The sequence below is a fragment of the Nocardia cerradoensis NBRC 101014 genome (assembly GCF_000308535.1).
GTDB classification, from domain to species: Bacteria; Actinomycetota; Actinomycetes; order Mycobacteriales; family Mycobacteriaceae; genus Nocardia; species Nocardia cerradoensis.
On the sequence record NZ_BAFW01000166.1, the window covers coordinates 1 to 14,836 of the forward strand.

Below are 14,836 nucleotides of genomic sequence, written 5' to 3' on the forward strand. Positions count from 1 at the left end.
GGACGGCAGATGGCCCAGCTCCCGGTCGATCCGCGGATGGCGCGCATGCTCGTCGCCGCGGAGGCCAACGGCTGCCTGTCCGAAGTGCTGGTCATCGTCGCGGCGCTGTCGATCCAGGACGTGCGGGAACGGCCGGCGGAATTCCAGCAGGCCGCCGACACCAAACACGCCCGGTTCACCGTCGAGGGCTCGGACTTCCTCGCCTATCTGCGACTGTGGGATTACCTGCGCGGACAGCGGAAATCGTTGTCGTCCAATCAGTTCCGGCGCATGTGCCGCGACGAGTTCCTGCACTATCTGCGCATCCGGGAATGGCAGGATCTGCAAGGGCAGCTACGCACCATCACCAAGAGCCTCGGCTGGTCGGCCGCGGAATCGATCGCCCCGCAACAGAATCCGGAAGCCCTGCCGTGGGACGGCGAGGGGATCCATCGCGCGCTGCTGGCGGGCATGCTGTCGCATATCGGTGTGCGCGAGGCGGAATCGCGGGAGTTCCTCGGCGCCCGCGGTGCGAAGTTCATGATCTTCCCCGGTTCGGCCCTGGCGAAGAAGCCGCCGCGCTGGGTGATGGCGGCCGAACTGGTGGAAACCTCGCGGCTGTGGGGCCGGATGGCCGCGCGGATCGAGCCCGAATGGGCCGAACGGCTCGCCGGCGACCTGGTCAAACGCAACTACTCGGAACCGCACTGGTCCTCCCGGCGCGGTGCGGCCATGGCCTACGAGCGGGTCACCCTCTACGGCATTCCGCTGGTCACCCAGCGCCGCGTCGACTTCGGCCGTATCGACGCGCAGCTCTCGCGGGAACTGTTCATCCGGCACGCACTGGTCCAGGGCGAATGGCAGCCCCGGCACGGGTTCTTCCACCGCAACCGCGAACTGCTCGACGATGTGGCTGATCTGGAGCATCGGGCGCGCCGGCGCGACATTCTCGTCGACGACCAGGTGCTGTTCGATTTCTACGATCAGCGCATCCCCGCCGACGTGGTGTCGGTGCGGCATTTCGACAGCTGGTGGCGCAAGACCGAGCGCGAGGACCCACATCTGCTGGACTTCTCGACCGCCACCGTGGTCAATGCGCAAGCGGCCCAGCTGGATCCGGCCGCCTACCCGGACAGCTGGCGGCAGGGCGAACTGAGCTTCCCGCTCACCTACCAGTTCGAGCCGGGACAGGCCGACGACGGCGTAACCGTGCACATCCCGGTCGCCCAGCTCGCCCACGTGCGGGCCGTGGGCTTCGACTGGCTGGTCCCCGGCATGCGTGAGGAACTCGCCGCCGCGCTGATCAAGACCCTGCCGAAACAGCTGCGCCGCAGCGTCGTGCCCGCGCCGGACTTCGCGAGGGCCGCGCTGGCGCGGCTGACCCCGCGCGCCGAACCGCTGCGCACCGGACTGGCCCGTGAGCTGTCGGCACTGGCGTCGACCTCGATCGCGCCGGCCGACCTCGACCCCGGCGCCCTGCCCGACCATCTGCGGATGACGTTCGCCGTCACCGGTCCCGACGGCACCGACCTCGCCCGCGGCAAGAGCCTGGCCGCCTTGAAAACCCAGCTGTCCCAGCAGGTTTCGCAATCGGTGGCGAAGGCGACGAGTGCGGCCGAACGAGCGCCGGCGACGGTGTGGACGGCGCAGACGCTGGGTACCGTGCCGCAGACCATTCGGCGTGAGGTCGGCGGCCAGACCATCACCGGCTATCCCGCCCTGGTCAGCGAGGGTGACGGGGTGGCCGTGCGCGTGTTGTCGTCGCCGGCCGCGCAGCGGGCCGCGATGCGCACCGGCACCAGGGCGCTGCTGCTGCGCGAGATGCCGGCCGCGCAGCGCTCGGTCACCTCGGGACTGTCGGCCGCCGATCGCCTCGCGCTGAGCCAGAACCCGTACGGATCGATGGACGCGCTGCTCGACGACTGCCGCGCCTGCGCGGCCGACGAACTCATTGCCGCACACGGTGGTCCGGTACGCAGTCCGGAGCAGTTCACCCGGCTGGTCGATCAGGTGCGACCGCAGTTCGCCGGTGCGGTCGCGCGCGTTCTCGCACTGGTTGTCCCGGTGCTGGCCGCCGCACACCGGGTGCGGACCGCCCTGGCCGACACGACCGATCGCGATATCGCCGACGATGTCGCCGGGCAACTCGACGAACTGGTCTTCGCCGGTTTCGTCAGGGAATTCGGCACCACCCGGCTCCGCGAGATTCCGCGGTATCTGCACGCCGCCGAGGCACGGCTGCTCGCGCTGCCCGCCTCGGCCGATCGCGACCGTCACGGCGCGGCCGAGCTGGATCGGGTGCATGCCGCGTACGCGCGACTGCTCGACCGTCTTCCCGGCGCGCGTCGCACGGCTGCCGACGTCACCGAGATCTGGTGGATGATCGAGGAACTGCGGGTGAGCCTGTTCGCACAGCAGCTGGGCACGCCGTATCCGGTGTCCGCCAAGCGCATCGTCAAGGCCATCGACGGGATCGGCGCGGCGCCGGCGGGGGCCCGGCCCCGCTGATCAGTCGGCGCCGGCGGCCACCGAACGTTCGGCGCGGTGGCGGCGCAGATCGTCGATCTCGCGTTCGAAATCGTCGGCGGAGCTGAAGGACCGGTAGACCGATGCGAAGCGCAGATAGGCGACTTCGTCGAGATCGCGCAGCGGCCCCAGGATCGCCAGACCGACCTCGTGGCTCGGCACCTCCGGAGAACCCTTCGCGCGCACCGCGTCCTCGACCTGCTGGGCGAGCAGGTTCAGGGCGTCGTCGTCGACCTCACGCCCCTGGCAGGCCCGGCGGACGCCGCGGATCACCTTCTCGCGGCTGAACGGTTCGGTGACACCGCTGCGCTTGACCACCGAGAGGATCGCGGTCTCGACCGTGGTGAAGCGGCGCCCGCACTGCGGACATGCGCGACGGCGCCTGATTGCGCTGCCTTCCTCGGCCTCACGCGAGTCGACCACCCGCGAATCCGGGTGCCGACAGTACGGGCAATGCATCCGGGATCCTTCGTCGATGCCTGCGTCGGTTCGCGACGAGCTGCCTGCCCTCGACCTGTTCCGCCGATACAGCCGCACTCACCACGTATGTCCTGAGCGTCTTTCAGGATACCCGTACGGCGTTCGCCCCGGCCCATGCGGACCCGCGAGCGAAGCCGCTCACGCCGTCAGTTGCCACTGGCTCGTCAGGTCGGTGAGCAGATCCGGCAGGCGATTCAGCAATCGTCCGGCAGCGAGATCACCGTCGAACGGCACCGACAGCACCCGGCGGGCCAGCCCCGGAGCGGCCTGCATCCGTTCGTAACAGGGCACCAGATCGCCGGTGATGTAGGTCCAGCGCGGGTCGCGATCGGCCCAGTTGAAATTGGGCAACGGAGTGCGCAGCGTCAGGGTGCGCCCGCCGACCTCGGCCGAGACGGTGGTCGGTGCGAACACACCGGGTGCGCGAACCCCGGGTACCGCGGGTTTCGCCGCCAGGGTGCTGACGTAGGTCATCACCCGGCCCATCGCGCCCTGTCCCCGCGAGGTGACATCCCATTGATCGGCGATGATCTGGTTCTGTTCGCGATCGGTCATCCGCATCAGCGCGTCGTCGTACCCGGCGACCGTGCCCGTGGCGAGTGAGCGCCAGGCCTGCACCGCATTGTCGTCGAGCACTCCTGCGGCGTACATCTCCTCGATCGCGGGCAATCCTCCGGCGATATAGGCCTCGTGCATCGGCACCTGGTCGAGGAAGATGTGCTTCTGCATGATCATCAGCCGGGTCTGGAACCACACCAGATCCTCGGCGGTGAGTCGCGGGCCCTCGGTGGCCAGGAGCCGGATGTCGGCGGGCAGTGCCGCCACGAGCTGCGGCGGTGTCGCCCGCAGCAGATCCGCGACCGCGTCGCCGAGCTGGTGGATACCCGGCACGCTGAGAATGCTTGCGACATCGTTCATATCGAAGAATCCCGAGGCGAACGAGCCGCCAGCCAGTCCGGCCAGCCCGGTCCAGGAGAACTCCGGATGGGCGGTCGTCAGCCGGAGGTAGTTCACGTAGACCTGGGTGAAGGTGCGCGAATTCGCGGCGACCCCGCGGATCGGATCCCACGCGGCGAGGTCGATATCGGCATCGGCGGTGGCCACCGTCAGCCAATACTGGTGTAGCAGGGCCGCATACCGCCGCGGCGCGATCCCGTCGGCACGAGCCTGATCCAGCGCCGCGGCCAGAGTCGACGTATCCAGCGGCAGGTCCGGATTCAGGCCCCCGGCGCTCTCCCCCGCCCCATTCACCACCGGAATGTCCAGATATGCGGTGTATCCCGCCTCCGCGCGCACCGCGGGTGCCGCGGCACAGGCGATCACGAAACAGATGAGCAGTGCGGCCGTGCGTGCGAACAGTCGCGGCAGCGCGCGATGGAGGGTGTGCACCATGATGCCTCGTCCTCGAAATCCGTTGGCGGAGAATGTAGCCCCGATCACATTCCGAGCAGAGTAGCAACATGTTTCAGTTGTGGATCAATAAATTCGGCCACGCGCGTGCGCGCCCTGGGAGCCCTCGACCACGGCTTATCGCGATGCCGGAACCACGAGCGTCCGCCCCGCGGCCACTTCGGTGCCACGCAATCCGTTCAACTCGACGATGCGGGCCACCGTGTCGCGCACCGCGTCCTTCGGCGCCACCCGCTGCGCGAGATCGGACAGCGACTCACCGGGCTGCACCTGGACCGTCTGCGTGGACGCCGGACCGCCCGCGTCACGCAGCTGCGCCACTCCCACGAGCCCGCAGACCGCCGCCGCGGTGAGCAGGGCGGTCGCAGCGAGGGTGGCCAGCCCGATCCGGGCCTGTTCCACCCGCTGGAGCGGATGCGGTCCGCGCGCCGGCGCGGCGACCGGCACCCGGTCGTAGCCCGCCACGACATGCGGGCGTTGCAGTCCGCGGGGACGCCGGAGGTCGGCCCGGCGGTGGCGCCGGACCGGGCGCACGGTGTGGACCGGCGCATCGCCGGACGAACCGGCCCGGATGCCGATCGTGCTGAATTCATCGACCGCGGTACGCATCTGACGACCTCCATGAATGCTGTGACGAATGCTGGGCGGATGGATCACAGGGGTATGAGAGTTGTGGCGTATTCGCTCATCTGTTCGAAGAACTGATGTTCGAATTCTTACCACGCGGGGCCGACAAAGTCACCAGCCACGCCGACATGCGTCGAACAGATGTTTGAAACCTGGCCGCGGTCGGACTACATTCGAAGCACGCGATCCGGCGGCGCCTGCAGAACCCGCGCCTGCAGAACCAACGCCTGCAGAACCGACGTCGGCACAACCCGACAGACACGCCCCGGCAGACAGACGAACGGAGGACGGCGAGCGTGAGCGAACGTACGGTGGTCGGACACGAGGAGGCGGCCGGTAACGGCACGGCCTCCCCCGACGGTGCCCAGGCGCCGGGCGGTGACACCGAAACCCCCGGCAACGGAGCGGATCTCACCGTCCGCCAGCGCAAGGTACTCGAGGTCATCCGGACCTCGGTGAACGAACGCGGCTATCCCCCCAGCATCCGCGAGATCGGCGACGCGGTCGGACTCACCTCCACCTCGTCGGTCGCGCATCAGCTCCGCGCGCTCGAGCGCAAGGGCTATCTGCGCCGCGATCCCAATCGTCCGCGCGCGGTCGACGTCCGCGGCCTGGACGAGACCGCCGTGCGGGCGGCCGGTGCCGCGCCGGTGCTGCGCGCGGTGGCGACCGAAACCTCCGACGCGACCCCGGCGCCCACCTACGTGCCGGTGCTCGGCCGCATCGCCGCTGGTGGGCCGATCCTCGCCGAACAGGCCGTCGAGGACGTGTTCCCGCTGCCGCGCGAACTGGTCGGCGAGGGCTCGCTGTTCCTGCTGAAGGTCGTCGGTGAGTCGATGGTCGACGCGGCGATCTGCGACGGTGACTGGGTGGTGGTCCGCCAGCAGAACGTCGCCGACAACGGCGATATCGTCGCCGCGATGATCGAGGGCGAGGCGACGGTCAAGACGTTCAAACGCACCGGCGATCAGGTGTGGCTGATGCCGCACAACCCGCTGTTCGATCCGATCGACGGTAACGACGCCCAGATCCTGGGCAAGGTCGTCACGGTGATCCGCAAGATCTGAGTGCGGTGGCCCGTCCGGGAGGCATCGTCGGCTGCCGCCCGGACGGGCGGATCCGTCAGCGCCGGAAACGGTCGCGCAGGACGGGATCGTTCTCCCACCACAGTCCGCTCTGGACCGGTGCCTCCGCCTGCGCCGTCGTCGTGGCGGCGGGTGCGGCCGAGGTCCGCGCCGCCTCGTTCGCCGGCGGTGCCGAAAGTTGCTCGGCCGCATCGAGTTCGGCGTCCATCCGCGCGGCATTGCGACGTTCGTCGGCTGCCCACGACCGCATCAGGGTCAGCAGATAGGGCAGGCCGAGCACGTCGCCGAGCACCCAGATGATGCCCGCGCCGATGATCTGGTCCATCCGCAGATCCGGGCCCCACGTCCGGCCCACTTCGGTGTAGTAGTCCACCGCCACCAGCGGCCCGAACCACAGCACCAGCCCCAGCACTCCGTCTGCCAGTGATTCGAACACCGTGATCAGCAACGAGACGGCCTGCGAATAGCGATGCGGAACGGGATCGGTCTGCAGCCGCGAATAGAAGTACAGGAATCCGACGGCCACCAGCAGCAGCCGGGTGAGCGCGTCGACCACCCCGTGCCGCAGCACCGCGTCGAACCACGGGGTCAGGATCAGCAGCCAGGGTGTTGCCAGGATGGCGATCGACGGGACCAGCGGATAGGTCACCACCCGCGCGGGCGCCGAGGCGAGTACGCGGTCCAGTCGCTCGCGCCCCGCCGGGCCGAGCCCGTCGCGCAGCACCGTCAGCGGCCGACCGGTCGCCAGGCCGAACGGCACCACATAGAGCAGCAGCAGTATCTGCAGCGCCCGCATCCAGAACAGGGTGCCGGAGTACACGCCGATCACACTGATGCCGGTCAGCAACCAGACTCCGAGGCCGACCGCGCCGAACGCCCAGCCGCGTCCCGCCGACTCCACACGTGCGCGCCGATCGGCGCGCCGGCGAGCCAGGCCGTAGCCGAGCCCCAGCGCGGCGGTCACCACGATCGTCGAGGTGTCCCAGCGCCATTCCTCGATGACGGACTGCACGGTCAGCGGCGTGTCGATCCATCCCACGGCAGCCAGTATCCACCCGGCGTCGGGCAGCGTTTGCGCCGGTCCGGCGGGGTGTCCGGTTAGTTCTGATTACCGGATTCGTGGGTGTGCGCGACATCCCGGGAGCGGCGCGCGGGACCGTGCGACTGTGCGCAGTGGCCGCTCGGCCGGGCGCCGAGTTCGATCAGTTCGGGCTGTGCGTGGTCGACCTGCAGCGTGGCGTGTTCGATGTGATGGTCGGCGGCCAGCCACCGCGCCAGCTCCTGACGCACCGCATGGCAGTCGCGGCCGGGCTCGACCAGCACGTGCGCCGAGAGAGCCGGGGACCCCGAGGTGATCTCCCAGATGTGCAGATCGTGCACCTCGACGACGCCGTCACGGGCGGCCATGCCGACACCCACCGCCGCCGGGTCGATATCGGCCGGGGCGGCCTCCAGGAAGATCCGGCTCGACGCCCGGACCAGGCCGACACCCGCCTTCACCATCAGCGCGACCACCACCAGCGTCGCGATCGCGTCGGCGCGTTCGAAGCCGGTGAGCATGATGATCACCCCGGCCACCGCGGTCGCCAGGAAGGCGTAGAGATCGGTGAGGATGTGCTGGAACGCGCCCTCGACATTCAGGCTGCTGCGATTGGCGCGTGAAATCATCCAGGTGGCAGCGAGATTCACCACCACACCCACCAGCGCGGTCGCCAGGACCAGTCCACCGGTCACCGCGGGGGGCTCGATCAGGCGGCGGATCGCCTCGTAGAGCAGCCAGGCCGACAGGACCAGCAGTGTCAGGCCGTTGGCTTGCGCGGACAGGATTTCCACCCGCTTCCAGCCGAAGGTCATCCGCCCGGCCGGCGGTCGCGCCGCGAGGCGAATCGCCCACAGCGCCAACGCGATCGAAGCGGCGTCGGTGAGCATGTGCGCGGCATCGGACAGCAGGGCCAGCGAGCCGGCCACCACACCCACGACCACCTCGCCGAGGAGGAAGACCACGATGACCGCGAGTGCCCCGGCCAGCCAGCGCCGATCGCTGTCGGGAGTGGCGTGCGCATGACTGTGCGCGTGACCGTGGCCCGAGCCGTGTGTATGTCCGGCACCCATGCTCCGTACTCCTCTCCGTCGCTACCGCTCGTCATCATATGCATACATCGCTATGTATGCAATATCCCCTGCTCGCACCCACCGGCGAGGGTCGGCAGCCGGGTACCCGCGCGCCGATCCCTTTATCCGAACCCGGCGATCCGAACTCCCGGGCGGTGTCCGAAGACCGCGAGCATTCCGATAACTTTTGCGGGCCTCGCACTAAATGCGTCCCGCCGATTCTTTTCTCATTCCGGGAACATTCACGATCGAAACCGCCCGAATAGCACCGGATTCACTACGGCCGGTCGCAATACGGTACGGTATACACAATCCCAGTTGCTCCGTGTCAGTGCGAAAGGGCTCGATCATGGCCAAGAAAGTCACCGTCACACTCATCGATGATTACGACGGGAAGTCCAAAGCGGATGAGACCGTGCAGTTCTCGATCGACGGTGTGGCGTATGAAATCGACCTGTCGACATTGAATGCCGGGAAGCTGCGCGGGGCACTCGAACCCTGGACGGAAAAGTCCCGCAAGGTCGGCCGTCTGAAGTCCGGCGGCGGCACCCGCACCAAGTCCGCGGCCGACCGCGAGCAGACGGTGGCGATCCGGGAATGGGCCAAGAAACACGGCTATAACGTCTCCGCGCGCGGCCGCATTTCCTCCGAGGTTGTCGCCGCCTATCACAAAGCGAGCAAGTAGCCGGCATCCGATCTTTGGACCGAGATCGCACGTACGCTACGCACCCAGCGGGCCCGCAGCATCACGTCACAGCCGTGATCTTGCGGGCCCGCTCGGCGCGGTAATCTGGTTCTCTGGTTCGGCGCCGCGCCGTACTCACAAGTCGCTGGGAGTAGTTCCGAGGCGGGGTTGGTGTGCATGACAGGGGATACCGGGATCGGTGAACTGGCTCGACGATGGCGGATCGCGATCGCCGACACCGGTTTCGTTCCCATGTCGATGCGCGAACTGGAACAACTGCTGGCGGGGCTGCTCGAGCAGCTCGTCGCGATTGTCGGGGCCGAACCGTTCGACGCCGCGGCCGCCGCCACGATCGGCGCCGCACTGGTACGCGCCAACCTCACCGATCCGCAGGTCATGCCCCGCTCCGCCCGTGCGCTGACACCCCTGGCCACTAGCGTGTTCCCGCCGGGCGATCGGGTGCTCGCGGTTCTGGGCGAGATGGCCCGCGGATATACCGAGGAGTTACTCGCCACCCGGGCACGGCATCAGGAAATGCTGCACTCGGCGATGGCCGACGCCCGCAATGCCGCCGAGGCGCGATTCCGGGTGGTATTCGACAATGCCGCCATCGCCATCGGCATCGGTGACGCCGAGGGCCGGGTGGTCGACGTGAATCCCGCGATGGCCACGATGCTCGGCGTCAGCCGCGAGTATCTGCTCGAACGCGGGGTCACCGATCTGATACATCCGGACGACCGCGTGGAATTGCGACGCCGCGTTCTGGGCGAGCTTTTGCACGCCGGCTCGGGCACCGTCCGGATGGAATTGCGCTATCCGCGTCCCGAGGGCGTCGACGGCTGGGCCGCGTGGGCGATCACCCTGGTACCGGCAACCGGCGGACGGGCGGCATATCTGCTGGTGGTCGGCGAGGACACCACCCAGCGGCGGGAATTGCAGGCCGAATTGCATCGCCAGGCCCGGCTGGACCCGCTGACCGGCCTGCCCAATCGGCGGCAACTGGTCGAAGCGCTCTCGGCCATCATCGCCGACGCCGGCGCCGAGGACTGCATCGGCTTGTGTTTCATCGACCTCGACGGATTCAAATCGGTCAACGACACCTACGGCCACGGAGTCGGTGACCGGCTGCTCGCCGCGGTCGCGGAGCGGCTCTCGGCGGCGGTTCCGGCGCTCATGCTGGCCCGGGTGGGCGGCGACGAATTCGTCGGGCTGGTGCGCCCGACCTGCGACACCGAACACATCGCGGCGGTGGCCCAGCGCCTGCTCGACGCATTGGCCGAACCCATCCCCGTCGACAACCACGACCTGATGATCTCGGCGTGCATCGGCGCGATCGTCACCCCTGTCATCGGCACCGACGCCGAGCGACTGCTCGACGCCGCCGACGCCGGGCTGTACCGCGCGAAGGCCAGCGGACGCAACCGCTGGGTCCTGCATGCGGCTGATGTCGCCGCCCGGGTGCGCGGCCTAGGATGAGCGGCGTGCAACCTCTGTTACCCGACTGGGCGGCCGACGACATCGACCCCCGGATTCCCAGCCCGGCGCGAGTGTACGACTATCTGCTGGGAGGATTCGCCAATTTCGAGGTGGATCGGTCGGTCGCGGCGCAAATGATCGAGGTCATTCCCGAAGTTCCGCGCACGGCCCGCGCCAACCGCGCATTTTTGCAGCGTGCGGTCGGTTTTCTCGCCGAGGCGGGTATCGACCAATTCCTCGATCTGGGCTCCGGAATTCCGACGGCGGGCAACGTGCACGAGATCGCGCAGCGCGTCGTCCCGGGCGCGCGGGTGGTCTATGTCGATATCGATCCGGTCGCGGTGACCATGAGCCGCAAGCTACTGGCGGACAATCCGAACGCCACAGCGGTGCACGGGGATTTCACCGATATCGACGGGGTGCTCGAGCATCCGCAGGTCCGCGAGCTGCTGGATTTCGATCGGCCGGTCGCCGTCCTGCTGGTATCGATGTTGCATTTCGTGGCCGACGACGACCTGGCCGCGACGGTATTCGAGCGACTGCGCGCCACCATCGCCTCCGGCAGTTATCTGGCGCTGTCGCATCTGACCAGTGAGGGACCGCCCGAGCAGATGGACCGCATGCTCGCGGTGACCGAGCGCGTCACCGGCCGCGGCGACCGGCTGCGCACCCGCGCCGAGATCATGGAATTGCTCGGCGATCTGGTCCTCGTCGAACCCGGCCTGGAATATCTGGCCCGGTGGCGGCCGGATCCGGACGAGCCGCTGCCGGAGGTCCGGCCCCTCGACGGCTACGCGGGTGTGGCCCGCAAGCCCTGATCCGAGCCGCTAACCGGCGAGGGCCCGCGCGAAACCCGGCCACGCCTCGTGCAGGGACCGCTCCCAATACGGCCAGTCGTGCAACCCGCCCGGCGTGTAGCGGTAGGTGGCGGGGATTCCCCTACTCTCGGTCACCTCCTGCAGGCGCCGGGTGCATTGCGCGACGACCGATTCCAGCGCCCCGCCCCCGGCGGGATCGGCGACGGCCGGACCGTCGGTCGCGCTGCCGGGCCGCGGCACTCCCGCGCTCACGAAAAGCTCTGTCCCACGCAGTTTTTCCACATTCGCGGGCGTGCTGGGGTCGGCGTCGGCCCAGCCCGGCGAACCGTCCGGGCCCCACATGTTCCACGGATTGCCGCCGCCGGAGGCCACCACCGCCTGCACGAAGCGACGGCCCGGGTCGGTACCCGTCTGGGCACATCCGCTGAACGAGCCCACCGCGGCGTACAGGCCGGGCGCCGCCTGCGCCAGCGCGAGCACCGACGTCGCCGACATCGACACCCCCGCTATGGCGTTGCGGCCCGAGGTGTGCAGCGCGGCATCGACGAGCGGCGGCAGCTCACGGGTCAGGAACGTCGTCCATTCGTTGCGACCCAGCACGGGATCGTCGGCGAGCCAATCGGTGTAGTAGCTGTAGCGGCCGTCGAGGATGGTGACCACGGTGACGTCCTTGTCCGCGGTGAAAGCGTCGACGTCGGTGCGGGTTTCCCACGAGGTTTCGGTGCCACCGGGCCCGATGCCGTCCTCCGCGCCGTCGAGCAGGTACAGCACCGGCGACGAGGTCTCGGCGGGCCGCAGCACTCGCATGCTCACCGTGCGGTCCATGGCCGCCGAGTACACGACGAGCGTGGCGTGGCGGGCATCGGTCTCGATGATCCGGTCGATCCGGGATCCGTCCGCGAACGCCGATGCCTCGGTCGTCGCCGCGCCGACGCCGGACGACAGCGCCGCCACGACCGCCGGCGCCAGGCACAGCACCGCCCGGCGCCGGTACCGGCCCCCGAATCGCCTGCTCATCGAGCCTCACACATCCTTATCCGGCGAGGCCCGGCACCGTTGTGGCGCGAGACAGCCGCTGGCTCAACGATCGAGGCGGCGGGCGACGTTCCGTTCCGGGATGCGACGCACATCACGCCCCGGACGCGCGGCGGTGAACTCACAACCGCGCCCGCGGGCGCGCCGGGAATTGTCACAAGGCATCTTCTGCGCGAAGTCGATCCCGGTTACAAAGGAATTCCCGCCGGTGCGCTCGAGGAACCGGCCCGCGAGAAGTGTAAGAAGTTGGCTACCGAGGTTTTCGACACCGCCGTCGAGCTGCCGGTCGAGCGCAGCGCCGTCTGGGAGCTGCTCGTCGACCCGCAGCTGTATCCGCGCATCTTCACCGGGATCGGCGCCTGTGAGCGGCTCGAGACCGTCGCCGGCGCGCCGCTGTGGCAGCTGCGCATCGGAACCGCCGACACCGAGATCCGGACCCTGTCGCTGACGGTTCGGGTGGGCCCGCGCGGGGAGGCTTTCGAGTTGTACTGCGCGGCGACCGGGAGCTTCGCCTCGGTGCGGCTGCGCGATATCGAGGACGGCACCCGGGCGGTGATCACCTGTTTCGCCGCCGGCCGGATACATCCGGTCGCCGCGCGCACCTCGACCGCCGGCGCGCAGGCATGGCTGGACGCCGGCCTGCGGCGGCTGCGCGAATTGGTCACGGCCGCACCGACTTCGGTCGTGGTCAACCGCGAGAACACGCCCCTGCGGCGGCACGCCGACGTCGCGCGCCACATCCTCGGCACGGGCGTGGTGCGCACCGCGCGCCCGGATCGCAGTGTCGGGCAGCTGCGCGGACTCGCGCGCTGGGGTTTCAATCTCGCCGGCGGCTACGCGGCCGCGGCCGCGCACTCCCCCACCCGCATCGCCGTCGTCGACGATCGGCGCAGCCGCACCTTCGCCGACATCGACCGGCGCAGTACCGCACTGGCCGGTGGGATGGCCGGGCTGGGTCTGCGCACCGGCGATGCGATCGGCCTGCTCGCCCGCAATCACGCCGGCATGGTCGAAACCATGGTCGCGGCGGGCAAACTCGGCGTGGACACGATCCTGCTGAACGCGGGTCTGTCGGCCCGGCGCATCGAGGAGATCGTGCAGCGGCACCGGCTGGCGCACGTCTTCGTCGATGCCGAACTGGAAGAACTGATCCAGTATCTGCACTCCGACATCGTCCGCATCGCCACCGACGACGGCGCCCCCGGCCGCACCACCATCGAGGATCTGATCACCCAGGGCGACAACGGTTTCGACAAACCGGCACGGCCGGGCCGATTGATCGTGCTGACCTCCGGGACCAGCGGCACCCCCAAGGGCGCGCGCCGCCCGCACGCCAAGGGGTTCGCGACCGTGGCGGCGCTGCTCTCGCGTATTCCGTTGCGGATGAACGACACCATGCTGATTCCGGCGCCGCTGTTCCACACCTGGGGTCTGGCCGCGCTGCAATTGAGCACCGCACTGCGCGCCACCGTCGTCCTGCCGGAGCAGTTCGATGCCCGCGACACCCTGCGCCGGATCGCCGAGAACCGGGTCGGCACAGTGATTCTGGTGCCGACCATGGTGCAGCGGATCCTGGACCTGCCGACCCATGTGCGGGCCCGTTACGACACCTCCAGCCTCCGGATCGCGGCCAGTTGCGGCGCCCCACTGGCCGGTGCGACGGTGCTGCGGTTCGCCGACAACTACGGCGACGTGCTCTACAACATCTACGGCTCCACGGAGGTGTCGTGGGCGACCATCGCCACCCCCGAGGATCTGCGGACCGCGCCGACCACCGCCGGGCGGCCGCCGCTCGGCACGAAAATCGCTGTGCTGGGCCCGAATCGCAAGCCCGTGCCGATCGGCGCGACCGGGCGCATCTACGTGGGCAACCACATGCTGTTCGACGGATATGTCAATTCGGCGCCGCCGGACGAGACCGACGGCATGCTCGATACCGGCGATCTGGGATATCTGGACGCCGACGGCCGGCTGTTCATCGCCGGCCGCGACGACGAGATGATCATCTCGGGCGGCGAGAACGTCTTCCCGCGGCCGGTGGAGGAGGCACTGTCACATCTGCCGCAGATCGCCGACGTGGCCGTGGTCGGGGTGCCCGACCACGAATTCGGGCAGCGGCTGGCCGCGTTCATCGTCAAGCGGGAGGGTTCGGGCCTGGACCCGGACATGATCCGCACCTACGTCCGCAACCGGCTGAGCCGGTTCTCGGTCCCACGCGATGTCACCTTTCTGTCGGCACTGCCGCGCGGCGAGACCGGCAAGGTGCTCAAACGCCTGCTGATCGGCGGGAATACCGAACTGACCGGCCCGTTTCATCCGGCGGCCGAGTTGTGACCGCTCACCAGGCCACGCCCGGGTGGCCTCCTCATTTGTCACGGAGATGGGCGAAAGGCGTTCATCGGGGTCTCGTTACGGTTACGTTATAAAGGCAGCGCAGTAAACGGGCGGGGGAAGGAAGTTTTCGCCAATGTCTGTTGCCACGCCGGGTTCTGCCGCCTCGCCGGGATCTACCGCGTCCCGAGGGCCCCTCGCGGCGCCGGACGGTTCCGGCGACGCCACCACCACCTCGACGCGCCCCGGTCTGACCATGTCCGGTCAACTGC

The 14,836-nt window shown here is 68.9% G+C and carries 12 protein-coding genes; 6 read left to right on the forward strand and 6 right to left on the reverse strand.

Features of this window, described 5'->3' with window-relative positions; all coding sequences use genetic code 11:
- Window positions 1–2,487, forward strand: a 2,487-nt coding sequence (gene hrpA, locus ON23_RS17425) for an ATP-dependent RNA helicase HrpA (protein ID WP_039779460.1), incomplete at its 5' end; no start/stop codon positions are given.
- Here hrpA and nrdR read toward each other — a convergent pair.
- The 3 genes from nrdR to ON23_RS36000 form a co-directional block, all read right to left on the reverse strand.
- Entirely contained in the window at window positions 2,488–2,964 is a 477-nt protein-coding gene (gene nrdR / locus ON23_RS17430) for a transcriptional regulator NrdR (RefSeq protein ID WP_039779451.1), read from the reverse strand. It lies immediately after the preceding gene.
- Between the two features lie 159 nt (window positions 2,965–3,123).
- The gene (locus ON23_RS17435) at window positions 3,124–4,377 is read right to left on the reverse strand and encodes a hypothetical protein (protein ID WP_039779452.1); all 1,254 of its coding nucleotides are present in this window, start codon (window positions 4,375–4,377) and stop codon (window positions 3,124–3,126) included.
- Between the two features lie 135 nt (window positions 4,378–4,512).
- Window positions 4,513–5,004: a LysM peptidoglycan-binding domain-containing protein gene (locus tag ON23_RS36000; protein ID WP_051042806.1), complete on the reverse strand. Its 492-nt coding sequence runs from the start codon at window positions 5,002–5,004 to the stop codon at window positions 4,513–4,515.
- A 314-nt stretch (window positions 5,005–5,318) separates the two neighbouring features.
- On the opposite strand from ON23_RS36000, the gene lexA reads away from it, so the two are divergent.
- Complete coding sequence (gene lexA, locus ON23_RS17445; RefSeq protein WP_039779454.1) at window positions 5,319–6,089, forward strand: transcriptional repressor LexA; 771 nt, start codon at window positions 5,319–5,321, stop codon at window positions 6,087–6,089.
- 55 nt (window positions 6,090–6,144) lie between these two features.
- Here lexA and ON23_RS17450 read toward each other — a convergent pair whose 3' ends face one another.
- Together ON23_RS17450 and ON23_RS17455 are read right to left on the reverse strand one after the other, a co-directional pair.
- Complete coding sequence (locus ON23_RS17450; RefSeq protein WP_051042808.1) at window positions 6,145–7,137, reverse strand: cytochrome c oxidase assembly protein; 993 nt, start codon at window positions 7,135–7,137, stop codon at window positions 6,145–6,147.
- Between the two features lie 68 nt (window positions 7,138–7,205).
- Window positions 7,206–8,219 carry a cation diffusion facilitator family transporter gene (locus ON23_RS17455; protein ID WP_039779457.1) on the reverse strand — a complete coding sequence of 338 codons (1,014 nt, stop codon included), beginning with the start codon at window positions 8,217–8,219 and terminating at the stop codon, window positions 7,206–7,208.
- Window positions 8,220–8,568: 349 nt separating this feature from the next.
- Between ON23_RS17455 and ON23_RS17460 the strand changes: the two genes are divergently transcribed.
- From ON23_RS17460 to ON23_RS17470, 3 genes are all read left to right on the forward strand, one after another.
- Window positions 8,569–8,904, forward strand: a complete 336-nt coding sequence (locus ON23_RS17460; RefSeq protein ID WP_036503185.1) for a histone-like nucleoid-structuring protein Lsr2 — start codon at window positions 8,569–8,571, stop codon at window positions 8,902–8,904.
- A 177-nt stretch (window positions 8,905–9,081) separates the two neighbouring features.
- Window positions 9,082–10,380, forward strand: a complete 1,299-nt coding sequence (locus tag ON23_RS17465) for a diguanylate cyclase domain-containing protein (protein WP_051042807.1) — start codon at window positions 9,082–9,084, stop codon at window positions 10,378–10,380.
- A gap of 5 nt (window positions 10,381–10,385) precedes the next feature.
- Window positions 10,386–11,198 (forward strand): SAM-dependent methyltransferase, encoded by an 813-nt coding sequence (locus ON23_RS17470; protein ID WP_157170238.1) that lies wholly within the window; start codon window positions 10,386–10,388, stop codon window positions 11,196–11,198.
- A gap of 9 nt (window positions 11,199–11,207) precedes the next feature.
- Here ON23_RS17470 and ON23_RS17475 read toward each other — a convergent pair whose 3' ends face one another.
- Window positions 11,208–12,215: an alpha/beta hydrolase gene (locus ON23_RS17475; RefSeq protein WP_039779459.1), complete on the reverse strand. Its 1,008-nt coding sequence runs from the start codon at window positions 12,213–12,215 to the stop codon at window positions 11,208–11,210.
- A gap of 264 nt (window positions 12,216–12,479) precedes the next feature.
- On the opposite strand from ON23_RS17475, the gene ON23_RS17480 reads away from it, so the two are divergent.
- Complete coding sequence (locus tag ON23_RS17480) at window positions 12,480–14,567, forward strand: AMP-binding protein (protein WP_039779463.1); 2,088 nt, start codon at window positions 12,480–12,482, stop codon at window positions 14,565–14,567.
- Window positions 14,568–14,836: the final 269 nt, after the last annotated feature.